A 25594-nucleotide genomic window follows, 5' to 3' on the forward strand; every position below is an offset into this window, starting at 1 on the left:
ATGGCTGGAGGTGCGACGTCGGCCGCTGGGCTCAGCCCGCTGCGCGATGAACTGATCCTGCATGCTGGCCCCGCTAACCGTGACGGATCGCCTAGCTGGACGCTGGAAGATCCGCTGCGTGGCCTCTATTTTCGTATCGGTTGGGCGGAAATGGCAATGCTATCGCGCTGGTCGATGGGGAACGCGGCGCAAATTGTTGCCGAGGTTAACCAGACTTCTGCGCTGACGCTCGATGACAGCGATGTGCAGTACTTCAATCGTTTCTTGCAGGTTAACAGCCTGACGCGCGTTTCCGGTAATGAGGCGCTGGCGCAATTTGCTCGTCAGGTGGAACAGTCGCGCGTTTCGATTTGGCGCAAATTGTTGAAGAATTATCTGTTTTTTCGCATTCCCTTGTGGCACCCCGATCGCTTTCTGGGCGCAACGCTGCCGTGGATCGCGCCGTTTTTCAGCCGGACTTTTCTCAAGCTGACGCTGCTGGTGGCCGTGCTGGGGCTATTCCTCGCCGGACGCCAGTGGGAAACGTTCAAGCATACATTTCTCCATTTCTTCACGCTGGAAGGCGCAGCACTGGCGGGGCTGACGCTATGCTTTACCAAGATTCTGCATGAGTTCGGCCACGCCTACACCTGCAAGCGCTTTGGTGCGCGGGTCGCTACGATGGGCGTCGCCTTTCTGGTGATGATGCCGGTGCTGTACACCGATACGTCCGGTTCGTGGAAGCTCACCCGCCGTCGGCAGCGGATGGCGATTGGCGCAGCGGGCATGATGACCGAACTGGTGCTGGCGGCGTGGGCGACGCTGGCATGGAGCTTCTTGCCGGACGGCATGCTGCGCAGCGCTGCGTTTATGCTGGCGACGACAACCTGGATTATGACGCTGGCGATTAACCTCAGCCCGCTGATGCGCTTCGACGGCTATTTCCTGCTGTCCGATGGATTACAGATGCCTAACCTGCAAAACCGAGGCTTTGCTATCGGCCGCTGGCAAATGCGGGAATGGCTGTTCGGCTTAGGTGATGCACCGCCGGAGCACTTTCCGCGCTGGCTGCAACGTACGCTGGTGGGCTATGCCTTTGCGGTGTGGATATACCGTTTCTTCCTGTTTACCGGTATCGCGATTCTGGTTTACCACATGACGTTCAAACTGCTGGGGATGCTGCTTTTCGCGATTGAAATCGGCTACTTCGTGGTGATGCCGGTGGTAAATGAAGTGCGCGAGTGGAGTCAACGCCGTAAGGATTATCGTATGAACCGTAATATGACGACAACGCTGACCGTGAGCGCTGTGGTTCTGCTCTTGCTGATGATTCCCTGGCAGCGCGGCGTGTACGCACCGGCGCTGCTACGGGCGGAACAGCAAAGCAGCCTGTATATGCCCGTACCGGCGATGATTCAGCGCATTGACGTACGGGTTGGTCAGCCCGTGAACGCTGGGCAGACGCTGTTTACGCTGTCGTCTGACGCGCTGGCGCATGAACGGCAACAGCTAGAGCGACAAATCGCTACGCTGAACTGGCAAAGCACCTTTCAGGTATTCAACAAGGAAGCGGCTGGCGATCACCAGCGGGTGAAGCAGGAGCACGAAGCGGCGCTGAAAAAGCTACAGGTATTGCAGCGTCAGTCGGAACAACTGACGGTGCGTGCGCCGATAGACGGCGTGGTGGCAGACATGGCGACGCCGCTGGAAACCGGTGAGTGGCTGGGGCAAGGCGAATGGCTGGCGGTCGTCACCAAGCCAACCGGCGGGCTGGTGGAAGCGTTCGTGTCGGAAAAAGACTGGCAGCGGCTCCGCACGGGTGCAAAGGGGACGTTTTATTTACAGGACGTGAGCCGCTCGTCGCTGCCGCTCACTATTGTGGAGATTGCCAGCACGGCAACCCGCGATCTGAACGCCGCGCCGGAGCTGGCATCCATTTATGGCGGCGATATTGCCACGCTGAGCGATTCACAACGCAAGCTGCATCCTGAACAGGCCGTTTATCGCGTGCTGCTCAGTCTGCCTGACGATTATCGTGCTCAGCCGCAGGTGCTGCGCGGCACGGTGGTGATGGACGGTGAAGCACAAAGCCTGTTGATTCGCGGCTGGAAAATGGTGTCCGCCGTACTGATTCGCGAACTGTCATTCTAATCAGTTTTGATTTCTGCGATGTCGATCCTGACTTTCTTCCCGCTATTGCCAGATTCTTGTTGTTGCTGGCAGTAGCGTGAAGGAGGGGGCTTATCCCCTCGATTATGTTGTTCCTGTTATCTCCATTCTATCTGTTTAAAATAGCTGATTTTTTTACATTAGTGGCAAGGCAGCGACGTGACATCGAGATACACGGGGCTACCACGGTGCGAGGTGTCCCTGCGGGAACCTCATCACCGTGTTTCCCCTAATATCTGGCATTGACCGTTACCTTGAACCGCCGCGATGAAAATTATGATTTAACTGACTGAACACAAGAGGGCTGACTGTGAAGCGATCTGTCTTGTTGTTGGTGGGGGCCATGCTGGCACCCTATGGCTATAGCGCGCAGGATAATGCGGTGTCGTTATCTGTTTCTGGTTTGAATACCGTTCTGGATAACGGCTTACTAAAAGTCGCGTTCGGGGAGGATGGCAGCGCGGTGAGCATGGTGACGGGAGGCAAAAATATCGTCACCAACCTGTCCGGTGCGGCGCGTGACCCAAGCAAAACGCGTAGCGCCTACCTCGATTACTATATTAACGATGCGCATGCTAAAGGCGTCAAAGATTTTGTCCCCGAGCGGGTAGAGGTGCTGCGCAACGATCGAGATATAGCGCATGTGGCCTATATCGACGATCGGGACGGACTGTTACGGCTTGAATATCATCTGATTATGCGTCGTGGTGTTAGCGGGCTTTATAGCTATGTTGTCGCTGAGAATAGCGGAAATCAGGATGTTAAAGTCAGTGAACTACGTAACGTTTATCGCTTCGATCCCGCTCGGTTAGATCATCTTTACAATGGCGATCGTCAGGGTAAACCGCTGCTCTACAGCCAGCTTGAAGCGTCGCCGAAGGTGCAGGATGAAACCTGGCGATTGCCGGATGGCAGCATTTATTCCAAATATGATTTTGCCGGCTATATGCGTACCGCGCCTTTCTGGGGCGTTTTCGGCAATGGCGTGGGAGCGTGGCTGATTCATGGCAATCGTGAGTATTTCTCTGGCGATGCGCTCAAGCAGGATCTGTTGGTGCATCAGGATGCGATCATTCTGAACTACATGACGGGCTCGCACTTTGGTACGCCGGATATGATAGCCCCACCGAGCTGGAAAAAATTCTACGGTCCGTGGCTGCTGTATATCAATCAGGGCGATACCGAAAAAATGCTGGCGGACGCTCAGCGTCAGGCACTGACGGAAACCGTCAACTGGCCGTACAACTGGGTCAACGATTCCCGCTATGCGCGCGATCGCACGCAGGTGAGCGGACGCGTTGCCAGCCAGCAGCCAGTGACCGTCGTGCTTTCGTCATCGCTGGATGAACCGTTTGATGTGCAAACCCGCGGCTATTCGTATCAGGCAACCACCGATGCTCAGGGGAATTTTGCGATTCCCCATGTCCGTCCGGGCAATTACCATCTAGCGGTATACGCCAACAGCGGTACGCAGCCAGGGATAGTGGCAGAGAAAACGCTGTCCGTTTCCGGTGATAAGCAAGCGCTGCCTGTGATAACGCTGCCTAAAGCCGAACCGGTTGTGTGGGCCATTGGACAGGCCAATCGGCAGGCGAGCGAATTCCGCTTTGGCAATGAGGCACGCAACACCCGCTGGCAGCAGGAGGTTCCCGCAAACCTGACGTTTGATATTGGCCGCAGCGACTATCAGCGCGACTGGTATTACGCGCAGACCAAACCGGGAAAATGGGATATCCGTTTTGCCCTGCAACCAGAGAGAAAAACCTATTTCCTGAATATCGCACTGGCGGCCGCGAGCAACAGCGGCATGAGCGAGCCGACCCTGCCACAACTGGCGGTAGCGGTGAACGGCTCCACGTTGGAAACGCTGACGTACGCAAACGACAAAACCATTTATCGCGGCGCGCTACAGAGTGGCCGTTATCACATTGCCCGCATCCCTGTGTCATCTCGCTTTCTGAAAAACGGCAACAACACGATCACGCTACAATTAAAAGGCGGCAGCGTGATGTATGACGTGGTGACCTTAAGCGAGGAATAAATCCCGTTTTAACAAGGGGAAGCGCGGGGTTCCGCAGAACGGTGGGCAGGGATAGCCCACGATAAAAAAGTGCAGGAGCAATTTTCAACAACGCGTAGCGTTGGCCCGAAGGGGCGTGGGCAGGGATAGCCCACGATAAAAAAGTGCAGGAGCAATTTTCAACAACGCGTAGCGTTGGCCCGAAGGGGCGTGGGCAGGGATAGCCCACGATAAAAAAGTGCAGGAGCAATTTTCAACAACGCGTAGCGTTGGCCCGAAGGGGCGTGGGCAGGGATAGCCCACGATAAAAAAGTGCAGGAGCAATTTTCAACAACGCGTAGCGTTGGCCCGAAGGGGCGTGGGCAGGGATAGCCCACGATAAAAACTATTTCTGCTCGCTGCGGAGCAACTGTGTCATCTCTTCATCGGACAGTTGGGTAACGCGCTGAACTAGCTCCTGCTCCATCTTGTTTTGCAGTAACTGGCGGGCGATGTTTAGCGCGCTAGATTTCATCCCTTCTTGCTTTCCTTCCTGTAGCCCTGCCTGCATCCCCTGCTCAAATCCCCTCTGGTGTAATTGTTGTGCAATCGTCATTGTGTCCTCCTTATGCGTTGACAGGGGCTCAGCCACTGAATCAATGAACCTGTCTATGTCAGACGTGTTGCCCACTGTCGCGACGTACAGTAATAATGCATGCCGCAGTGGCAAGGACAGGTTCCAGTGTTCAAATAATAGCCCGATGTCGTGCGCCAATTCCAGCATATCCCGTGTTCGGATATGCGCTTCTTGAGCGGGTTTCAGAGCTCCTACCAGCCTCAATATTTGGGATATAGTTAGATTTTTCCTTCTCCGTGGCAGCCTATTTATGGGTTGTATTTTATGTAGCCTAAGAGAGGGTTTCGTGCGCCACACCGTCGCCATTCATATGCTAAATCGTATACGCGCCCGACGCAGGGCGCTCAATCGCCGCCGCCCTGCGAACCCAGGCTTCCGGCTAAATTATGCCGCTGCGCGGTTCCATCGGTGTTCATGACCGCTAATCGAGCCGTCAGTGACGCGTTCCCGACGCGACACTGACTTTCGCGACGTCCTGTCGCTCACTCGGCATTCATGAATACCGCTGCATAATTTTGTATGCCGGATAACGGCATAATCCATCATCAGTCGTGGAGTTTATGTATAAAAATCTTGGTAGGGGAGAGTGAACCGAAAACATCAATGAGTTAAATCCTCCCCTGTGAAGGGGAGGATGAGAGAGATAGATTAGTGGGAACTGCCTTTTGATGCGCCGACGCCAGTTTGTGAGCGGACAAACTGTGCATGGAAGCGTGCACGTTCCTGCTGCCCAGCTTCTGAACGATCGGTGATGGAGAAGAACCAGATCCCGATAAACGCGACCAGCATGGAGAACAGCGCTGGATAGTCGTAAGGGTAAATAGGCGTAGCGTGACCGAGGATTTTCACCCAGATAGTCGGCCCTAATATCATCAAAATAACCGCGGTCAATAGCCCCGCCCAACCGCCGATCATGGCACCACGCGTGGTCAGCTTCGACCAGTACATCGAGATGATAATAATCGGGAAGTTACAGCTCGCTGCGATGGAGAACGCTAAGCCGACCATGAAGGCGATGTTCTGTTTCTCAAACAGGATACCGAGTGAAATGGCCACCACACCCAGCACCAGCACGGTGATTTTCGAGACTTTCAACTCGTCACGCTCTGTCGCTTTCCCTTTCTTGATCACGTTTGAGTAGAGATCGTGGGACACGGCAGAAGCACCCGCTAGCGTCAGACCCGCGACGACCGCCAAAATGGTGGCAAAGGCCACGGCAGAGATAAAGCCAAGGAAGAAGTTGCCGCCGACCGCATCGGCCAGATGCACCGCTGCCATATTATTTCCACCGATTAGCGCGCCTGTCGCGTCCTTAAACGCAGGGTTGGCGCTGACCAGCAGGATGGCACCAAAGCCGATGATGAAGGTCAGGAAGTAGAAATAGCCCATGAAGCCCGTGGCGTAGAACACGCTTTTTCGTGCTTCTTTCGCATCGCTGACGGTGAAGAAACGCATAAGAATGTGTGGAAGACCGGCCGTACCGAACATCAGTCCTAACCCGAGAGACAACGCAGATATCGGATCAGAGACCAGCCCGCCGGGACTCATGATAGCCGCCCCTTTCGAGTGAACCGCTATCGCCTGTTTGAACAAGGTATCAAAGCTGAACCCTACTGATTTCATCACCATGACGGCCATGAAGGTTGCGCCGAATAGCAGCAGCACGGCTTTAATAATCTGTACCCATGTGGTGGCGAGCATGCCGCCAAACATCACGTACATCACCATCAAAATCCCAACCAGCACCACCGCTATATGGTAATTGAGGCCGAACAGCAACTCGATGAGTTTCCCTGCGCCCACCATTTGTGCGATGAGGTACAAGGCCACCACCACCAGCGAACCGCAGGCGGACAGGCTACGGATCGGGCGCTGCTGCAAACGGTAGGATGCGACGTCAGCAAAGGTGTAACGCCCGAGGTTACGTAGCCGTTCTGCGATCAGAAACAGAATAATCGGCCAGCCGACCAAAAAGCCGAGTGAGTAAATCAGGCCGTCATAGCCGGAGGTATAGACCAGCGCAGAAATACCGAGAAAGGATGCTGCGGACATGTAGTCGCCTGCAATCGCCAACCCGTTCTGGAAGCCGGTGATATTGCCGCCAGCCGTGTAATAATCGCTACGTGAACGCGTTTTCTTCGACGCCCAGTAGGTGATATACAGCGTGCCGCCGACGAACAGCAGAAACATCACGATGGCCTGAATATTCAACGGCTGGCGCTGGACATCCCCCGCGAGGGCATCTGCCGCCCATGCAAGTACAGGCAGCGCCAAAAGCCCGAACAGCATCATAAAGCGTATTTTCATTGCGTTACCTCATCCAGTAACTGCTTGGTCAGACGATCAAATTCACCGTTAGCGCGATACACATAGACGCCAGTTAGAATGAAAGAAATCGCAATCAATCCCACACCAATCGGAATACCGCGGGTAATGCTGGAGCCTGGAGCGATTGGCGTTCCCAGCCAGCCAGGCGCAAAGGCGATCAGCAGAATAAAGCCGACATAAAGCACCAGCATGATGAGTGAAAGAAATGCGGCAAAACGCTGTCGCTTGTTGACCAGTTCTCTGAATAAGGGGTGACTTTCAATCCGTTGATAAATGGCATCATTCATCGTAAGTCTCCAGTAATCTATAGGGTTGGGTGCTACCGCGACGTCACTATCTGATTTATCTCCACCCACATTCCCGCAATCCACATCATGGCTTACAGGAATGAAGAGAGTGGTGGGTCAGAAGGTTATTGAGAGGCGGTACTCATCGCCTGCTTTTCTTCGAGCAGTTTTTCGACGACGCCAGGATCGGCCAGCGTTGAGGTATCCCCCAGATTGCTGGTGTCACCGGCAGCGATCTTACGCAAAATACGACGCATGATTTTGCCGGAGCGCGTTTTTGGTAAAGAGTCAGTCCAGTGTAGGATGTCCGGTGTAGCAATCGGACCGATTTCCTTACGCACCCAGTTGCGGACTTCCGTATACAGCTCGCTGGACGGTTCTTCGCCGTGGTTCAGCGTGATGTAGGCGTAAATAGCCTGCCCTTTCATATGGTGCGGAATGCCGACCACGGCTGCTTCGGCAATCTTGGGGTGTGCAACGAGCGCTGATTCGATTTCCGCTGTCCCTAGACGATGCCCAGAAACGTTCAGCACGTCATCAACGCGGCCCGTGATCCAGTAATAGCCATCATCGTCACGGCGCGCGCCGTCACCGCTGAAGTACATGCCTTTAAAGGTGGAGAAATAGGTTTGCTCGAAGCGATCGTGATCGCCAAACAGGGTTCGTGCCTGACCCGGCCAGGAGTCCACGATGACCAGATTACCTTCAGCGGTGCCTTCTTGCGGGTTGCCGAGGTTATCGACGAGCGCAGGCTGTACACCGAAGAAAGGGCGCGTCGCGGAACCCGCTTTCGGCTCAATCGCGCCGGGCAGCGGGGTGATCATGAAGCCGCCCGTTTCCGTTTGCCACCAGGTATCGACGATGGGGCATTTACCATTGCCGATTTTGTTGAAATACCACTCCCAAGCTTCTGGGTTGATCGGCTCACCGACGGAACCCATTATCCTGAGGGATTCACGTGATGTTCCTTCGATCGCTTTATCACCCTCAGCCATCAGCGCACGGATCGCAGTAGGGGCGGTATAGAGGATGTTGACCTTATGCTTATCGACCACTTGCGCCATGCGGCTGGCGTCTGGCCAAGTTGGCACACCCTCGAACATCAGCGTAATCGCACCGCATGCCAGCGGGCCATAAAGCAGGTAGCTGTGCCCCGTGACCCATCCAACGTCCGCTGTACACCAGTAAATGTCGCCGGGATGGTAGTCGAAGACATACTTGAAGGTCAGCGCGGCATAAACCAGATAGCCGCCAGTGGTGTGCAACACGCCTTTGGGCTTACCGGTCGAGCCTGACGTATAAAGGATGAACAACGGATCTTCCGCCTTCATCTCTTCTGGCGGGCAATGGTCGTCTGCTTTTTCAACCAGATCGTGCCACCACCGATCGCGTCCGTCCTGCCATTCATTGATCTTACCCGTACGACGGAAAACGATAACGCTGGAAATGGTGGTGACGTTCGGGTTCTTTAACGCTTCATCAATATTCTTCTTCAGCGGAATCACGCGCCCGGCGCGTACGCCTTCATCGGCAGTAATGACCAGTTTGGCGCTGGAATCGATGATACGCCCGGAAATCGCTTCGGGAGAGAAGCCCCCGAAGATCACCGAGTGAATTGCCCCGATTCTGGCACAGGCCAGCATTGCCACGGCCGCTTCTGGCACCATCGGCATATAAATGGCGACGACATCACCTTTCTTAACGCCCTGCGACTTCAGTACATTGGCGAAGCGGCACACGGACTGATGCAGTTCACGGTAGGTGACTTTTTTACTTTCTGTTGCGTCATCGCCTTCCCAGATGATGGCGGTGTCATCGCCACGCTCGGCCAGATGGCGATCCAAGCAGTTTGCTGCCACATTGAGTGTACCGTCTTCAAACCAGCGGATACTGATGTGGCCGGGGTCGAATGAGGTGTTCTTGATCGTATTATAGGGTTTAATCCAATCGACGATTTTTCCTTGCTCGCCCCAAAAGGCGTCTGGGTCGTCAACGGACAACTGATACATATTTTTGTATTGCTGGGCATTTATCAGTGCATTTTCCGCAATTGAAGCGGGAATAGCGTGTTTATTATGTTGTGTCATAGCGCTTCTCCTTAAACATGTTAATGCTATGTCAAAAAATCGTTAATTGTAGTCAGCTTGTTATCTTTGTTTCTTTTTTGCGCGATTGATCACGCAATGCAGGAAAAGCAGTGGGGCGTTACTTAAAAGATAGCCTTTTGGCTCAGAAAGCAGGCAGTTTTTTCGTGGTAGTCAAAATGCAGTAAGTGATGTACGTCACAATATGACGGCGAGCAGAATTATCAGAGCTGTTACCATGCCATTAACGATCAATTCATTGTTTTCAATAGATTATATCTATTGTTATCAAATTTTTGATCGCCCTTTACGATCAAAAGGCATAAAGATCCCGCTTATTCAGCCGATAGTAAAAATCCTGTTCAGAGTATATTCCTACGTAGACCAGCTAGTTAGCGCGTTAAACTATGGTTGATGTGTTGAAATTTTGTTCCGGTTGTTAATTATATGTAGACTATTAATGAAATAGATTTATCTGATTATCAACGCGGGAGGTAAACATTGATAATCTACCCTGAGTTCTACAGCACAGAGATGGATCTGCTTAAAAGCATAAAGATGCCGTGTGCTAGCCGCTGACAAAAAGAAAAATAAAGTGTTATTTTTTGTGTCTGATTCAGAAATACTCGGTTTCCAAAAATAAATAACATAGATATACCCAATACAACTGACGTTGAGTAAGGCGGCAGGTGTTTTAGCTCCAGTAGCCTGAGAACGTGTAAATGGTTCCGGTTAGCGAAATTCCCTATTCTTATTAGGGGATTTTCTGGGGTGGGGAAGAACATTATTAGTCCGGAAACCTTTTATATTCCGGTAGGTTGATTGCTTATCAATAGTGCGTCGTGGTGTCATGGCGCGCTGTCAGATATCTTTTTACATAGCATGATGCAGAGGAAACAATGAGTCTGATATTTGGCCGGAATGAGATTTTAGGCATGCTTTCTCAACCTGTTCATAACGATCGCCGTGCGGTGGCGGTGATTGACGAAAAATGTAAGGTTGTTTGCGCGAATTCTGCTTTCAAAGCCCATTTTGGATTGCGTGCTGAAATGAATACGCCTGTCTCAATTGATGATGTACTCCCTATCAACGTGAAGTTTGCTTATCACGATTTTATGACGAATTCCAACATGTTGAGTACGCGTGTGGTTTCGGATTTGTTGTCTGATGGCTTTACCAAAAAGCAGTTAAGTACGCTGTCTTTTTCGAAGTTGAACGTTGAAAACCGCGTGCTTTCTCTGCTGATCCTAAATCAGGATGCGGTTGAGCCTTCGACGAATTTAGCGTCATAATCTCGAGTAATCGGAGATTATCTTGCTGGAATGCTAAAAACGCGTATTTCTCAGTGGAAAATCACGACAAAAGAAAAATTATTGCAATTAATAACGTTTTTGTGGTTGATTTAACGCCGTTTTTTCAACAGCAAGTGATGGCGTCGCGCCAGTTTTTCGTGAATGAAGAATGAAAGGCATTATTTATTAACTACGATAATGTTAAAATTAAGAAAAATAGAGAGTTATATACTTTATTGCATATACTATGCTTGTTTAAAATAAACAGCGAAACGTTTCGATATCATTCAGCTTTTCTTCTTACCTATTGATTCATTCTTTCTTTTTCCTGTCCACAAATTATTCCCTTAGACATCATGGTTTATTAACTGCTGGCAATAAGCTCTGGAAGTTTTCTTTATTTTTAGTGTGTTGAATCCGAAAAGATGACAAATGAATAAGTAGACTATCGTCTAATTATTGATGTGGTTGAACCTATGCCGTGTTTATAGCGATATAGCACGTTTTGATAAAGATGACGTCAGTTTTTTATTAGTTACTGTATCGGTTTACCAATAGCGGCGCCGTATTTTTCCTAATATTTCTGATTGATAATCGGTTACTTTAATTACTTTTCGATTTTTGGTTCCCCTTTTTACTCTCTCAATTGGCATAGCTTCTGAAAAAGTGTTTCTTATGCGATAGGGGATCAGTAATGCTTAAATTCCGTACCCACCTGTTAGCGCATACTTTACGTGCTGGGGTATTTCTGCGGCGCCTGTCCAAGTGCGTCAGGCATGGCAACGATGTTGACATCAGCATGATATACACCCGAGCAGGTTATCTTTACCCGTGACAGGCGCAGGTTGCGGATAACATGCCGCTAGGGCAGTTCATCAATAAAGTTTCCCGCTATCAAAATGGTTATTTTCATGTTGATTCTGCGGTGGTGTCGCTACGGATTTCCGGCGTTTTTCCGCTACATGAAACCGATCGCTTGCTTGATGCCGTTGCACGGACGCTGCCAGTGAAGGTGACTAGGCGTGTTGCCTGGTGGGTGGATATCCGTCCGAGCTAAAACACTGCTGGTATTTTGCGGGTAAAACACCAAAAATATCCCTCGTGTGTTATCACTGACAGAATAGACGTCAATCTGACGCATATATATCAATCTGTTGGTACCGAAAAAGGCGTAGCATACTCCACAAAGCGTATCCTCGGCGTTGCCTCTTCATACGGGATGTCATCATGCAGTTACTGAATCTGAAACAAGCTCGCCTGTTGAGCTTTTTCTTTATTATGGGTGGCTTGCTTATATTGCTGCCTTTACGCCTGCTGACCTGCTTTATTGCCGGTTTTTTGGTGTATGAAATTGTGAATTTACTGACGCCCTATTTTCAACGGGTCATCAGCGGTAAGCGTGCTCGCTGGATTGTGGTCGCGGTGATCAGCACATCGGTCGTCAGCCTGTTGAGCCTATTGTTTGGCAGTCTGGTCGGGCTGTTGATGCAGGAAATGAAGGATACCGCTGCCTTCAATGTGCGCATTGGCTACATCCTCAATGACATCCAGCAGCAGATCGTCCACTACTTACCGGGGTATCTGCCGGTCAGTATTGAAGAGCTCCAGCACGAACTGCTGCAATGGGTTCAGGCGCATATTGTGATGTTGCAGAACATGGGGAAAAGTTTTCTACATGGTTTTGTGACGATGCTGATTGGTATGGTGCTGGGCGCGATTGTCTCACTTTATAACGTCGATAAAGACACCGAAAAACCGTTACTCAAAGCGGAGTTACTGCGTCGGGTTTCGCTGTTGTCGGCCTCGTTCCGCAACATCGTTTTCGCTCAGGTGAAAATCTCTGCAGTTAACACGGTGCTGTCTGCCATTTTCATTCTTGGCGCTCTACCGCTGTGTGGTATCCATCTGCCGTTTGCCAAAACGCTGGTGGTGCTTACCTTTGTTTTCGGTCTACTGCCGGTGATTGGTAACCTGATCTCCAATTCGATCGTTTTCCTGTCTGGCTTATCGCTTTCATTGCCGATTGCGCTGGTTGCGCTGGTGTATTTGATGCTGATTCACAAGTTTGAATACTTCCTGAATGCACAAATCGTTGGGACGAGGATCAAAGCGCACGCGTGGGAAATCCTGCTGGCGATGCTGGCGATGCTGGTGTTTGAGGCGGCGTTTGGCTTGTCCGGTGTGATTGCTGCTCCGATATACTACGCTTACCTGAAAAGTGAATTGAAAGAAGCGTCGTTGATTTAATCCTGCCCGATCGGTTAATCAAAACACGACGCGCTAAATGAATCAGCCCAATACGAGATTGGGCTGATTGTTTTTACCTGATACCTGTCTTCAATTAATGTTGGGCAGTGGCAACCTGCGGTTTAGCCTCTTCTGACTGAACGCCTAACGGGTTGTTACCCCAGCACTTCTCATATTCCCAGCCCGTCAGCTCTTCTGCGACTGCGCGAGCATGAGCCGGTACGTCGGCAATCGCGCCGCCCGCTTTGATACGTGCAATCTCTTCCAGCAGAATGGCGTGGTTTTTACGATCCAGCTTCATCTGCGTCGTGTAGTAAATCGCAACCAGCGCAAGACCGATAACACCCAGCGAGAACACGCCAACAATCGCCTGTACGGCAGATTCCGGCTGTACTGACTGTCCGGAGACAAAGCCGAATTGGCTCAGCGTCCAGCCCATCGCGAAGACAATCACAGAGCGAACCATTTTACCGGCAAACGTCATAGCACCGGCGTAAATCCCTTCACGACGACGTCCAGTGAGGACTTCATCCACATCGGCCAAGAAAGTATAAACCGTCCACGGAATGTAGTAGATACCGCCCGTGCTCAGGCCAAACACTGCCGTAATAGCGAACAGAACAAAGATGGTCATGTCTTCTGACCAGTTAGCGAAATAGAGCGCGGCATAGGCCATCACGCTGACAATCACTACCATCAGTGCCAGGCGGAATGGTCGTGCAAAGCCCATTTTGACGCAGATACCAATGAAGGCTGCGGTAGAAATGAGCTGCATAATTGAGCTAAAGCTATTGAGGTGCGATACCAACGCTGTGTTCTGCTTCAGACCAAAGACGATGAAGTAGGTAAACGCGGAAGCGAAAAGCCATTCAGCGCCAAAGCCAAACAGGTACATCCCCAGATGCTTGCGGAAAATACGCAGACGGAAGGTGGAAACCATATCCACACTCAGCTTTTTCATCGCTTGCCACAGGCTGGATGTGCTTTCACGGACGATTTCGTTGACCGGGCGCTCCCAGGATGTCATGTACAGCGCGACCATCGCCCCACACATAATGGCGCCGTAGACTAGGCCGGTGTAGAAGAATGGCGTTGCGGAATCTTTACCGTAGATGGCAATAAACTGCCCAGGAATGAACGCTGCCAGAAAGTTGGCGATTTTACCGAAAATGGCTTTAGAACCTGTCAGCTTAGAGCGCAGTTTAAAGTCAGAGGTCATTTCGGTAGCCAGCGTTTCATACGGCACCATGATCGAGGTGTAAATCAGCTCGAACAGCACGTACGTCGCCAGATAGTACCAGAAGCCAAAGCCTTCAACCCAGAGCATGGGGTAGACCAGAACCAGCGGGACACCCAGCAAAATAAAGAAGCGGCGGCGGCCAAATCGGCGGCCAACCCGAGTGTTGTAGAAGTTATCGCTGATGTACCCCATGATGGGGTTACTGACAGCATCAATGATACTGGCAACGGAGAAGATAGCAGCAGCCTGTACCAATGTTAATCCACAGAATGTGGTGTAAAAGTACATCAGCCATGCGCCGCTGATAGCAAGGGCACCACTGCCAAGCAGGTTCGCACTGCCGTAGCAGAACGTATGTTTAAAAGAGATTGGTTTATTCATGATCAGCCTAGTTACAAAGATGAAACAATATTTCAGTTCTATTGAACTATCATTTCTTTATCATTTGCTCTATTGAAAAGAAAGTAAACTGACGATCACGCTTTAGCGCGATTTTAATGACGATCTGTCAGGCAGATCATGAAATAAGATATTTTAATTTGCTTTTTATAATTTTTTGATATTGTCTTTATGTTCTTAATTTACAAAGCCTGTAGGTTTCTTACGGGAAATGTTGCGCGTGCAGATTGGCGACGAGGCGATAGTGAGCGCAGCCCCACAAATCGATGGCATGGTATGAAATAACGCATTGACCGCAGAGAGGAAATGTCGTCATCATCCCGCCCAGTTTACTTTATCGTATTCCCTCATCAGGAGCCGTAACGTGAGTCATTTGCTGGTCTATGCCATTATTTATGTGATTTTTATTGCTGTGGTTGGGTTGTTTGCTTTTCAGGCTTGGTTGCCGTCTTCCGCACCGCGTGGGCTGAGAGATCGTGCGGGTATTTTGGTCGGGGTGTTGCGCTGCGCTACGCTGTTTCTCGTCGTTTCTGCAATGCAAATTTTGTTTCCCAATTCTCTGCTGGATAAGCTTGTCTGGCTGGTTGCCGCAGCGATGCTGTTGATCGCGGTTATTGGTGCAGGAATGAGTTGGTCATCGCTGCCGTGGCTGGATGAAACAAAGGGGAAAGGCCGCACTCTGTCGCTGGGCGTCCAAAGTACGGTATATCTTGCGCTGCTTGGATTTATCGTTATTTAAAGTCTTGTACCAGTGCGGCCACGGTGTTCTTCGCGCCGTGATCGCGCAGCTTCAGATAAGCCTGTGCGATAGCGTTAAATACATCGTGGTTTGCTGACAGATCCTCGCCGAAAATAGAACGAATATTGAGAAACGCACTGACCCGCTCGGGGCTGTCTGACGTTTCCGCAACGACCTGTCTGAGCTTATCAGCCAGCGGATCGCGGATCTCGATAGGGTTGCCCGCATCATCTTTTCCGCTGACATAACGCATCCAGCCTGCGACCCCTAATGCCAGACAGCGATAGTCTCCACCATTACGCAGATGCCAGCGTAGCGATTCTAGCATACGCTGAGGCAGCTTTTGTGAACCATCCATCGCGATTTGCCAGGTTCGATGCTTGAGCGCGGGGTTGGAAAAACGGGTAAGTAGCTGAACGGCATAGTCTTTCAAGTCGATATCCACCACACTGAGTGTCGGTGCTTGCTCCAGCAGCATGAGATGAGACACCGCACGGCGATAGTTCTCGTCATTCATACAGTCGCTGACGTGATCATAACCGGCGAGATAGCCCAGATAAGCTAAAAACGAGTGACTGCCGTTCAGCATGCGCAGTTTCATTTCTTCAAACGGCAGTACGTCATGCACCATCTGCACGCCCGCTTTTTCCCACTCAGGGCGTCCGGCAGTAAAATGATCTTCGATCACCCATTGAATAAAGGGTTCACAGGCTATCGCACAGGGATCGGCGACGCCGAGGTGATCGGCAATTTCCTGCAACGCTTCTGGCGTCGCGGCGGGGACAATGCGATCCACCATCGTATTCGGGAAAGAAACCTTAGCCTCGATCCAATCGATTAGGCGCTGATCGTTGAGTCCCGCCGATTCCAGCACGGCGGCTTTGGCCGTTTTGCCATTTTCCGGCACGTTATCGCATGAGAGGATAGTGAACGGTGCGATCCCGCGTTCGTGGCGCAGGCGCAGCGCTTCCGCCAGCAATCCCGGCACTGAGGCAGGATGACGAGGATCGCTGAGATCCTGCTGAATTAGCTTATTGGCCCGATCCAGCTTGCCGCTCGTCCCATCCATGCAATAACCTTTCTCGGTAATCGTCAGGGAAACGATGGCAGTTTCTGGCGCGGCAAGTTTCTCAATAATGGCGCCAATGCCTTCTATTTTGGCATGTAACGATTCACACACGGCACCGAGCACAATTGGCTGATTTTCCGTCGCTGCTTTTTCCAACACGGTAAACAGATGATCCTGCTGGCGCAGCGCATTGATCATGGTGCTGTCGCTGAACAGCACGACTTCACAAATTCCCCAGTCTCCTCCCACCATATTCAGCACGCGATCGGTGAGCAGTGCCTGATGAGCGCGATGAAAAGCACCAAAACCGATATGGACGATGCGCGGCTTCAGCGCCTTACGATCGTAGTGGGGGAATTGGACGCTGTCAGGCAATTCACAGGTAGCGATATTTTTTATTGTATCAGTCATTTATTGCGCTTTCGGGTGGGGGATCTATGACGTTAAAAGTAGCTGTGATTTGCAGGCGGTGCAATACAAGACGCGCAGATAGGTTACGGTGCGCACGTTTTTTTCTCTGCACAAATTTTATCGTTTTTTAAGATTCGGTTCCGCGGTGGAGCTCGGTTTTGTGAGGGCGCTTCAGTGTAATAATGTAACGCTGAAATTTAGTCTTGTTTTTACTAACTTATCTCCATTTCTTCTACATCATCAAGTGCTTTTCCCAATCGCAGTCTGCTATTTTGTCTGGATATTTTCCTCACTCCAACGATCAACAAAAAGGTCCGTAAGATGAAACTTGAATCCCTTGCGCTACATCATGGTTATGAATCTGAAGCGACAACGAAGTCCGCCGCCGTGCCGATTTACCAGACGACCTCTTACACATTTGACGACACGCAGCACGGTGCCGATCTGTTTGATCTGAAGGTGGCGGGCAATATCTATAGCCGTATCATGAACCCGACGAATGCGGTTCTGGAACAGCGGCTGGCAGCTATTGAGGGCGGTATTGGCGCGCTGGTGCTTTCATCCGGTATGGCGGCGATTACTTATTCGCTTCAGGCGCTCACGCAGGTTGGGGACAATATCGTCAGCACCAGCCAACTGTATGGCGGCACCTACAATCTGTTTGCCCACACTCTGCCACGTCAGGGGGTTGAGGTGAGGATGGCCTCTTTCGATGATTTTACGACGCTGGAATCGCTGATTGATGAGCGCACTCGCGCTGTTTTTTGTGAATCTATCGGGAATCCGGCGGGAAATATCGTCGATATTGCCAAAATCGCGGAGATTGCACATCGCCACGGCGTTCCGGTGATTGTTGATAACACGGTTGCGACGCCCGTACTGTGCCGGCCTTTTGAGCACGGCGCAGATATCGTCGTCCATTCACTGACCAAATACATCGGCGGTCATGGAACCACGATTGGCGGCGCGATTATCGATTCAGGTAAGTTTGACTGGGTCGCGAATAAAGCGCGTTTCCCGTTACTGAATGAGCCCGATCCTTCTTACCACGGCGTGGTGTATACCGACGCTTTCGGTCCGGCGGCCTATATTGGGCGCTGCCGCGTGGTACCGTTGCGTAATACCGGTGCGGCGCTTTCTCCGCATAGCACCTTCTTGCTGTTGCAGGGGCTGGAAACGCTCAGCCTGCGCATCGAACGCCATTGCAGCAATGCCGAAGCGTTGGCTGGCTACCTGAATCAGCACCCGTTGGTTACTTGGGTGAACTATGGCGCGTTGCCGGATAGCCCCTATAAAGCAAACTGCGACAAAATTACCTCGGGTAAGGCGTCTGGGATTATCAGCTTTGGCATTAAAGGCGGGAAAGCATCAGGCGGTCATTTTATTGATGCGCTGAAGATGATTTTACGACTGGTGAATATTGGCGATGCCAAATCGCTTGCGTGCCATCCGGCAAGTACCACGCATCGGCAGTTGAATGCGGAAGAGTTAGCGCAAGCGGGAGTGAGTGAGGATCTGGTCAGAATTTCGGTAGGCATTGAGCACATTGACGACATCATCGCTGATGTGGCGCAGGCGCTGGAAGCCTCACAGAAAAAATAAACGATAGGGATGTTAGAGACACGCGTTGGAAACCTGAATCGGTTTCCAACGCGTCATAGACGATTACGAACGGTTAGCGTCGGCTGCGGTCGTCGTCTGTGCTTCAACTGGTGCGGTATTTTGCACGGCATTGAGGCTATCTTGCGGCTGTGCTTCTGGTGCAACCGGTGCCGCAACAGATTCAACCGGAATGGCTGGCGTGGCTTGTTCGATCAGACCATTGATTTTGGTCGGCATACCAGAACGTCTCTGGATTGCCTGATCGACTTCGCTGGTGTTCACGCTGGCGTCGGCTAGAACCTTGCTCACTTTTGGCGTCATGCTGATCGGTGCCGGAGAATCAGAATGGAATTCTTCTACCGTGCGAGACAGCGGATTGTGAATTTCAACATAGCGTGAACCATCTGGCTCAACGGTGGCTTTCACTGGTTCATTGATGAACTGAACGCGAGTACCGACCGGAACGTTGTTGAACAGATACTTGATATCATCGGCGCGCAGACGGACGCAGCCGTGGCTTACACGCAGGCCAATACCGAAGTTGGCATTGGTGCCGTGGATCGCGTACAGGTTACCGATGTACAGCGCATATAGCCCCATTGGGTTATCTGGGCCCGCTGGGAAAACTTTTTGCAGGGTTTCACCGCGGGCCGCATATTCTGCATGCATCTTCGCAGTAGGTGTCCAGGTTGGGCCCGCTTTCTTGCGCTGAACAGACGTTGTCCAGTTAATCGGCGTGTCTTTACCTAACTCACCAATGCCAATTGGCAGCACGACTACGGTCTTGGAGCCTTTCGGGTAGTAGTACAGACGCATTTCTGCGCTGTTGATGACAATGCCTTCACGCGGTGCATCTGGCAGAATCAACTGATGAGGAATCACCATTTTGCTGCCGGGAATGGGCAGGTAAACGTCCGCATCTGGGTTGGCTTCCATCAGGTTGCTCAGACCCATTTGGAACTGTGCTGCAAAATGTTCCAACGGCTGTGTGCTGTCTTCCGGTACGGTGATGTCGATATTCTCGCCTATCAGCCGGCTGTTAGCCGCAGGCAGAGGATAAACAACGGCAAAAGCGGCTTGGCTGAATGCGGTTGCTGCAAGAACTAAAGTAAAGATCGCGCGAATACTCATTTTCATTTCTTTATTTGAGTGGTGAATGCACCTCCCGAATCAGGAGGCTGGTCTGCTAGGGTCGCCATGACGACCGGATGCGCATTATATGTGCAGAACGGCCTCAGAGGGAAACAACATGTGTAACTAATCACACTTTTTGGTGCTCTAATGAGAAAGAAAACCTCTTAGGGTGAACCGCGACTCAGTTTTCCTCTTCCAGCGTGGGTGTGCTAAAGCGGCGATTCTCGAGAACCGGGAGAATCTGACGGGCATACGCCAGTCTTTCAGGATCAATGTTGGCATAGATGAGTGCGGGTGTTTCCGGTGCCTGAGCGACAACAACGCCTAAAGGATCGACCACCATGCTGTTACCGATATTCTTGACGCCGCATTCGCCAACGGCGACGAGATAAGTGGTATTTTCCAGTGCCCTAGCGCGCACCAGCAACTCCCAATGCGCTTCTTTCAGCGGCCCCTTAATCCAGGCGGAGGGGAGAACGAGTACGTCAGCGCCGTCCAGCACCAGACGGCGTGCAAGCTCAGGGAAGCGGATGTCATAGCAGGTCATCAGCCCGACGTTCAACCCAGCTATAGTCAACAGCGGCGGAACGTCTTCGCCTGCCAGTACGTTTTCCGATTCCTGTACGGAAAACGCATCGTACAGATGCAGCTTCCGGTATTGCGCGACGATCTCGCCGTTGCGCAGCGCCAGCAGCGTGTTCCAGACTTTCCCTTCGCCATTCGGGATATGCACACACAACATGGTTGTCAGGTCGCTGCCTTTGCTGGCTTCCAGCAGATGCGAGATAAACGGGCCATCAAGCGGCTGGGCAGCGGTGAGCACCATATTGGGATTGGTAATATCGCGAGCCAGCACGCCTTCGGGCAGCACCAGCAGGTCGGTACCGTTTTGCTGTGCTGACAACATAAACTCAGTAATGGTCGTGGCGTTTTGCTGCCACTCGCTGTCAACAGCGAATTGTCCCAGTGCGACTTTCATACTTGCTCCCTCGTTGCCCAGTTAATCGCGCTTGGCTGGCATCATGCGCAGCAGCGTGTTGTCTTTCATCACATAGTGGTGGAACAGGGCCGCGGCGGTATGCAGGGCAATGAGCCAGTAGCCTAGCGGTGCCAGCGTTTCATGCCAGCCAATCAGCGTTTCAGCGAGATCGAAATTTGGTGTCGTGGCGGTTGGCATGCCGATCCCAAAAAGCATCCAGTCCCGACCGCTGTAATAGCGTGAGGCAACGCCCAGCATCGGTAGTGTGATAAATAGCAGGTAAATGACGGCGTGAGTGAGTGAACCCAGCGCACTTTGCCAGCGGGACGGCGGTGGCGTAATCGCGGGTGAGGTATGCCGATGGCGTAAAAATAAGCGAGCCAGCATAAGAACCAATATGGCTACGCCGCAGCTAAAGTGCGTCACCATCATCACGGTGCGCAGCAGCGAACCGCGTTCAGCAAATCCGCGTAGTTCGATGGTGGCATAAGTCACAACGAGCAACAGAAAAACTAGCCAGTGCAATGCAATTTGCGATGGTGCGAACTTTCCTTTCATGTTTTGTCCTCTGCGACGTTGAGTGCGGGTTGACACCGTAACGAGCGAATAATCTCATAAAGTATAAGGTAACTTGTCTCTTGTCAGCCCTTCTTTACCCTGCCTGACAAACTGGGTTATCGACGTTGGATTCTTCAGTACTCAGCTTTGTTTGGATAGGGTAAAACTCAAATAAAAAATTTCTGGGAGAAATTTTTAACGTTGCGCCAGCAACGGCCCGTAAGAGGGGCGCTCAGGGATGGCACGCCATAAAAACCGGCCGAAGCCGGTTTGGAGAGGAACGATTATTCCTGCGGTTTTTTCTCTGCCTTGCCTACCATCATCGCGTGGATTTGTCGATTTCCGGCAATTGCAGATGGAAGGGGATTGCCGCATGATTTTATTTGCTCATTACTGCCACGACAGGTAGCGTTTATACTAAAATAACATCTGTAATCAATGTATGAAGGAACCGGGCGATGGCAAATGATGAAATAAAAAATAAATTGGTTTCCGTACTGGCTTCACAACAGGCGAAGGGAAAAACGCCAGAACAGGCTGTCGAGCACATCCTTCAGGCATTGGGGGGGCGAGCTGGTGATGTGTCCCGTATTTCGATTTTGACGTCGACATTAATCGCCGATGTGCTTTATACCGTGTATCAGGAGACGATCACACATCAGCAAATTGCGGTGATTTTACGCAAATTGGGTTACGCAGCGCGCGACATTGCCACTGCATTACACGCCATTTATCCCCCACTCACCGTCCATGAAATAGGCCAGCTTTTGCAGAGTCCGGAAATCTATCCGACGATCGATCGCACTGCGTTACTCGATGCGCTTACTTACGCAAAATTCTCCAAAGCGGAAAGCGAGCTGGTTGCTGATGCTCTCGGTGTTTAATACCATAACATTTTGATATCAGAGAAATTTGATATCAGAACAGTACCGAAGCATAGGCAGCCAGACTCGTGATTTTCCTATAGCCGTTATCGGACTACCGATCGATAGCGGTGATTTTCACGTCTTTAACCTGAGCGTGACTCTCGCCATTTCCTGATGCTGTTGTCAGCGCGTACAACCCCACTTTAGCGCCGACCCACTTGCCAGGGCCTGCTGCGAAGCTATCGTTAAGCCTACAATATTCTCCGTCGTCGCCCAGCCAGGCGAACTGGCAAATGGCATTCTGCCGCACGGTGACGCGTAGGATGAGACTCTGCTGTCTGGGCAACACCATCAGAGGTTCCTGATATTGATCCAACTGCTGTGCATCACTCATCCAGCCGAATCCGGTTACTAATTCAAGACCTTTCGCGCTTTTCTCAACGCCGAGGAAATCGAAGCGCTCGCCATAAATAATCAGGCCGCATCGATCGCCTATCTGCTCAAAAACCGGCGTCAGGTGTACGGTCACCTCGAATTCCTCTGCCGGAAATTTTTGCATCAGCAAATTAGGTACGTCATACCATGACGGTTCGCCCGCGCGAGTAGGCATGGGCTGGCAGAATAGCTGGAGCCCCGGCTGAGTGAGCGTTAGCCAGCGTGAGTCTGGGTTAGCTTGCCACTGCCATTGCCGCCCCAGCGTGGCCGATGAGAAATCGTCGGAGGTTGAGGGGGACTGTATGACAACAGGAGTATTAACACGAGGTTTAGCTGCTTCCTGCACCGGTTGCCCCAGCCCCTGCGAATTATGTTGTTCGCCGATCAGCGGCCAGTCATCCTGCCAGCACATTGGCTGTAGATGGACGACGCGGCCATAAGCATGACGATCCTGAAAATGTACGAACCAGCTTTCACCGTTATCTAACTCGACCCACCCGCCCTGATGTGGGCCATTAACCGATGTAGTCCCCTGATGCAGGACGATTCTGCTTTGCCATGGCTCATTCAGTGAACGCGTGCGTAGTACGGTTTGCCAGCCGGTAGGAACGCCACCCGCTGGTGCAAAAATGTAATACCAGCCATGGCGCTTATACATCTTCGGCCCTTCGATGGTTGGCTGCGTCGCTCGGCCATCGACAACGATTCTGCCTTCATCAAGTAAGGATCGGCCATCTTCTGCCATTCTGCACAGTTGCAGCAGGTGTTTCTTACCACTGCGGCTGAAGGCAAAAGCGTGTATTAACCAGGCTGTGCCATCGTCATCCCAGAACGGGCAGGGATCGATCCAGCCTTTAGCCTGCTTCAGGCAATGCGGTGCACTCCATTCGCCTCTGGGATCGTCAGTCTGTGACATAAAGATCCCTTCATCAGGCGTACTGAAGAACACCCAGAATTTTCCCGAATGATAGCGAATACTGGGTGCCCAGATGCCTTTACCCGGCTGAAATTGTTCATATCCTGGCAGATCGAATCGGCTCAATACGTGGTTGATTAGCGTCCAGTTCACCAGATCCTGAGAATGCAGGATTGGTAACGCTGGCATGTGGTTAAAGCTGGACGACACCATGTAAAAGTCGTCGCCGACTCGCACGATGTCAGGATCGGAATAATCGGCGCATAAAATCGGATTTTTATAACGTCCGTTACCCAAATCTGGGTTCCAGGGAGAATGTGCTGTGCTCATGTTATTATCCTGATAATAAAGAACGGGCAACGTATTGCCCGCCGGTATCGCGATCAGGCTGCACCTTTTGGCGTCAGACCTTGATCGACAGGAAGTTCACTTTCTGCTGTGCGGTCAGCCGTGCTGTGACGTTTCGCCAGATCGGCCTGAATGGTTGCCATCGTCTTATCGTCCAGTTTGTAAAAACGTACCAGCCAATAAAGTACCAGGTAGGAAAGTGAGGGGCCGATGCTCAGCAGGCCGATAATACCAGCGGTGGCAAGTGGCGTTTGTGTCGGTGAACCCGCGACATAGCCGAACCAGCCGAGTGAAAAGCCGACGATAGCTCCCGCAATTGCCATACCCAGCTTCAGCGCAAACAGGTTGCCAGAGAATGACAGGCCGGTAATCCGGCGGCCTGTTTTCCACTCACCGTAATCGGCGGCATTTGCCATCATGTTCCATTTGAAAGGTTGGTACATCTGGTGGAAAAAACCGATCAAAAAGTAGAGCGGGAAAACAACAGCCAGCCACTGTGGCGGCACCATAAACAGGATGGCGCCGACAAACACCAGCAGCAGGTTGATGTTTTTAAAAAGACTTATGCTGCTGAATCTCTTGCCAAAGTAACCCGCCATCATTGCACCAATAATGGTGCCGACAACGCTGGTAGTAATAAATGCGGATTTCATTGCCGTTCCGGCGGCACTGTCTTGCTCCGGCCCCACCATCAGGTAGGTTGCATAATAAAGCGTTGCCGCACCGCGCATGACGCCAGCCATGCTGGAAAAGAAAGTAATGATGGCTACGATGCGCCACTGATCGTTGCTTAGCAGATTTCTGACATCGTCCCAGACGTTCTGATTTTTATCTACCGCAGGATTGATGCGTTCGTTTGTAGTGAAAAAACAGAAAAACAGCATCACGACAGCTAGGCTGCCCATGATCATCATCGTGCCCTGATAGCCCAATTGCTTGTTCGTGCCGCCAATCCAGTCAACCAGCCACAGCGTGCCGACCGACACCAATAACCCGGCCATTGAGGAGATGGTAAAACGGTAGGATTGCGCGGAAATTCTGTCCTTTTCATCACTGGTGATCACTCCGCCGAGTGAGCAGTAGGGAATGTTGATAAAGGTATAGAACAGCATCAGCAACGTGTAAGTGATGTAGGCATAAACCAGTTTTCCGGTGCCATTTAGCTCTGGTGTGGTGTAGGCCAACACGGCAATCACGGCGTAGGGAACGGCAAACCAGACCAGCCACGGGCGAAAATGTCCCCAGCGGGTTTTGGTCCGGTCTGCAATCAGGCCAATCAGTGGGTCGACGATGGCGTCCAGCACGCGAGTAACCAGAAACATCACCCCCACTGCGGCTGCGGAGATGCCATAGATATCCGTATAAAAGTAGGTAAGAAACATGGTTACGGAAGAATAGACGATGCCACAGGCGGCATCGCCCATGCCAAAGCCGATTTTCTCCGCAACGCTCAGCTTATTATTGTTGGTCATTGGAAACTCCAGATGATGATTGAGGAACTTCTTGCCAGGCTCGCGGCTATTGTTATCCCCTTGCTGGGGATTAACTATTGCGGATTTTATTAAGAAGGTTACGTTTCTTGGTATGTGTTAGACAGGTCACAAAAAAATGATAATAAAAGTGGCGTGAATCAGAAACTATGTGGAGTTATTTCCATTTTATATCAATTAATTAACGTGGTCTTTTTTCTTTTTTATTTGTATGACAAGTTATCTTTCGGGACTATTTATGGAATGGCAAGCCTGTTGGCTATGCGATTTTCTTCATGAGCTACCCAACCTGGCTGGGGAAATATGGCATCTATCTGGAAGATCTCTACATCGCACGGGCGTATCGTCAAGCCGGAGCGGCAAAGCGCTGCTGAAAAGGAGAGGTC

Annotated in this window: 19 protein-coding genes and 1 pseudogene; 9 read left to right on the plus strand and 11 right to left on the minus strand. The window is 51.4% G+C overall.

Features of this window, described 5'->3' with window-relative positions; translation table 11 throughout:
- Both DMB82_RS04080 and DMB82_RS04085 read left to right on the plus strand, forming a co-directional pair.
- On the plus strand, positions 1-2130 hold the full coding sequence (locus DMB82_RS04080) for a site-2 protease family protein (protein ID WP_116162469.1): 2130 nt from the start codon (positions 1-3) through the stop codon (positions 2128-2130).
- Positions 2131-2458: 328 nt separating this feature from the next.
- Entirely contained in the window at positions 2459-4189 is a 1731-nt protein-coding gene (locus DMB82_RS04085) for a polysaccharide lyase family protein (RefSeq protein WP_208644312.1), read from the plus strand.
- 364 nt (positions 4190-4553) lie between these two features.
- On the opposite strand, the gene DMB82_RS04090 is transcribed toward DMB82_RS04085, so the two are convergent.
- From DMB82_RS04090 to acs, 4 genes are all read right to left on the minus strand, one after another.
- Complete coding sequence (locus DMB82_RS04090; protein WP_226887620.1) at positions 4554-4763, minus strand: RpnC/YadD family protein; 210 nt, start codon at positions 4761-4763, stop codon at positions 4554-4556.
- Positions 4764-5432: 669 nt separating this feature from the next.
- Positions 5433-7091, minus strand: coding sequence for a cation/acetate symporter ActP (gene actP / locus DMB82_RS04095; RefSeq protein WP_102117440.1), 1659 nt, complete (start codon positions 7089-7091; stop codon positions 5433-5435).
- The gene (locus DMB82_RS04100; RefSeq protein WP_102117441.1) at positions 7088-7399 is read right to left on the minus strand and encodes a DUF485 domain-containing protein; all 312 of its coding nucleotides are present in this window, start codon (positions 7397-7399) and stop codon (positions 7088-7090) included. Before DMB82_RS04100 ends, actP begins: the two co-directional genes overlap by 4 nt.
- A 125-nt stretch (positions 7400-7524) precedes the next feature.
- Complete coding sequence (gene acs, locus DMB82_RS04105; protein WP_102117442.1) at positions 7525-9486, minus strand: acetate--CoA ligase; 1962 nt, start codon at positions 9484-9486, stop codon at positions 7525-7527.
- Positions 9487-10382: 896 nt separating this feature from the next.
- Between acs and DMB82_RS04110 the strand changes: the two genes are divergently transcribed.
- From DMB82_RS04110 to DMB82_RS04120, 3 genes are all read left to right on the plus strand, one after another.
- Positions 10383-10775, plus strand: coding sequence for a hypothetical protein (locus tag DMB82_RS04110; protein WP_040031067.1), 393 nt, complete (start codon positions 10383-10385; stop codon positions 10773-10775).
- Positions 10776-11631: 856 nt separating this feature from the next.
- On the plus strand, positions 11632-11832 hold the full coding sequence (locus tag DMB82_RS04115) for a FecR family protein (protein ID WP_226887619.1): 201 nt from the start codon (positions 11632-11634) through the stop codon (positions 11830-11832).
- A gap of 170 nt (positions 11833-12002) precedes the next feature.
- Positions 12003-13022: an AI-2E family transporter gene (locus DMB82_RS04120; RefSeq protein ID WP_116162465.1), complete on the plus strand. Its 1020-nt coding sequence runs from the start codon at positions 12003-12005 to the stop codon at positions 13020-13022.
- Positions 13023-13116: 94 nt separating this feature from the next.
- On the opposite strand, the gene DMB82_RS04125 is transcribed toward DMB82_RS04120, so the two are convergent.
- On the minus strand, positions 13117-14643 hold the full coding sequence (locus DMB82_RS04125) for an MFS transporter (RefSeq protein WP_102117444.1): 1527 nt from the start codon (positions 14641-14643) through the stop codon (positions 13117-13119).
- 382 nt (positions 14644-15025) lie between these two features.
- Here DMB82_RS04125 and DMB82_RS04130 point away from each other — a divergent pair, with 382 nt between their 5' ends.
- Entirely contained in the window at positions 15026-15400 is a 375-nt protein-coding gene (locus DMB82_RS04130) for a hypothetical protein (protein ID WP_102117445.1), read from the plus strand.
- On the opposite strand, the gene DMB82_RS04135 is transcribed toward DMB82_RS04130, so the two are convergent.
- Positions 15393-16880 (minus strand): mannitol dehydrogenase family protein, encoded by a 1488-nt coding sequence (locus DMB82_RS04135; RefSeq protein ID WP_116155198.1) that lies wholly within the window; start codon positions 16878-16880, stop codon positions 15393-15395. The two genes, DMB82_RS04130 and DMB82_RS04135, sit on opposite strands and share 8 nt — an antisense overlap.
- 321 nt (positions 16881-17201) lie before the next feature.
- Here DMB82_RS04135 and DMB82_RS04140 point away from each other — a divergent pair, with 321 nt between their 5' ends.
- Positions 17202-18482 carry an O-acetylhomoserine aminocarboxypropyltransferase/cysteine synthase family protein gene (locus DMB82_RS04140; protein WP_116162463.1) on the plus strand — a complete coding sequence of 427 codons (1281 nt, stop codon included), beginning with the start codon at positions 17202-17204 and terminating at the stop codon, positions 18480-18482.
- 63 nt (positions 18483-18545) lie between these two features.
- On the opposite strand, the gene DMB82_RS04145 is transcribed toward DMB82_RS04140, so the two are convergent.
- The 3 genes from DMB82_RS04145 to cybB form a co-directional block, all read right to left on the minus strand.
- Complete coding sequence (locus DMB82_RS04145; RefSeq protein WP_102117447.1) at positions 18546-19613, minus strand: L,D-transpeptidase family protein; 1068 nt, start codon at positions 19611-19613, stop codon at positions 18546-18548.
- Positions 19614-19797: 184 nt separating this feature from the next.
- Positions 19798-20595, minus strand: a complete 798-nt coding sequence (locus DMB82_RS04150) for a deaminated glutathione amidase (protein ID WP_116162461.1) — start codon at positions 20593-20595, stop codon at positions 19798-19800.
- A 21-nt stretch (positions 20596-20616) separates the two neighbouring features.
- Positions 20617-21153 carry a cytochrome b561 gene (gene cybB / locus DMB82_RS04155; RefSeq protein ID WP_116162459.1) on the minus strand — a complete coding sequence of 179 codons (537 nt, stop codon included), beginning with the start codon at positions 21151-21153 and terminating at the stop codon, positions 20617-20619.
- A gap of 458 nt (positions 21154-21611) precedes the next feature.
- On the opposite strand from cybB, the gene DMB82_RS04160 reads away from it, so the two are divergent.
- Positions 21612-22037, plus strand: a complete 426-nt coding sequence (locus DMB82_RS04160) for a hypothetical protein (RefSeq protein ID WP_116162457.1) — start codon at positions 21612-21614, stop codon at positions 22035-22037.
- Between the two features lie 94 nt (positions 22038-22131).
- Here DMB82_RS04160 and DMB82_RS04165 read toward each other — a convergent pair whose 3' ends face one another.
- On the minus strand, positions 22132-23700 hold the full coding sequence (locus DMB82_RS04165) for a glycoside hydrolase family 43 protein (RefSeq protein ID WP_116162455.1): 1569 nt from the start codon (positions 23698-23700) through the stop codon (positions 22132-22134).
- Between the two features lie 53 nt (positions 23701-23753).
- Positions 23754-25190, minus strand: a complete 1437-nt coding sequence (locus DMB82_RS04170; protein ID WP_102117452.1) for a glycoside-pentoside-hexuronide (GPH):cation symporter — start codon at positions 25188-25190, stop codon at positions 23754-23756.
- A 260-nt stretch (positions 25191-25450) separates the two neighbouring features.
- On the opposite strand from DMB82_RS04170, the pseudogene DMB82_RS04175 reads away from it, so the two are divergent.
- Positions 25451-25573 (plus strand): annotated as a pseudogene (locus tag DMB82_RS04175) (GNAT family N-acetyltransferase); the annotation flags it as partial.
- Positions 25574-25594: the final 21 nt, after the last annotated feature.

The organism is Pectobacterium aquaticum (assembly GCF_003382565.3).
Lineage (GTDB): Bacteria > Pseudomonadota > Gammaproteobacteria > Enterobacterales > Enterobacteriaceae > Pectobacterium > Pectobacterium aquaticum.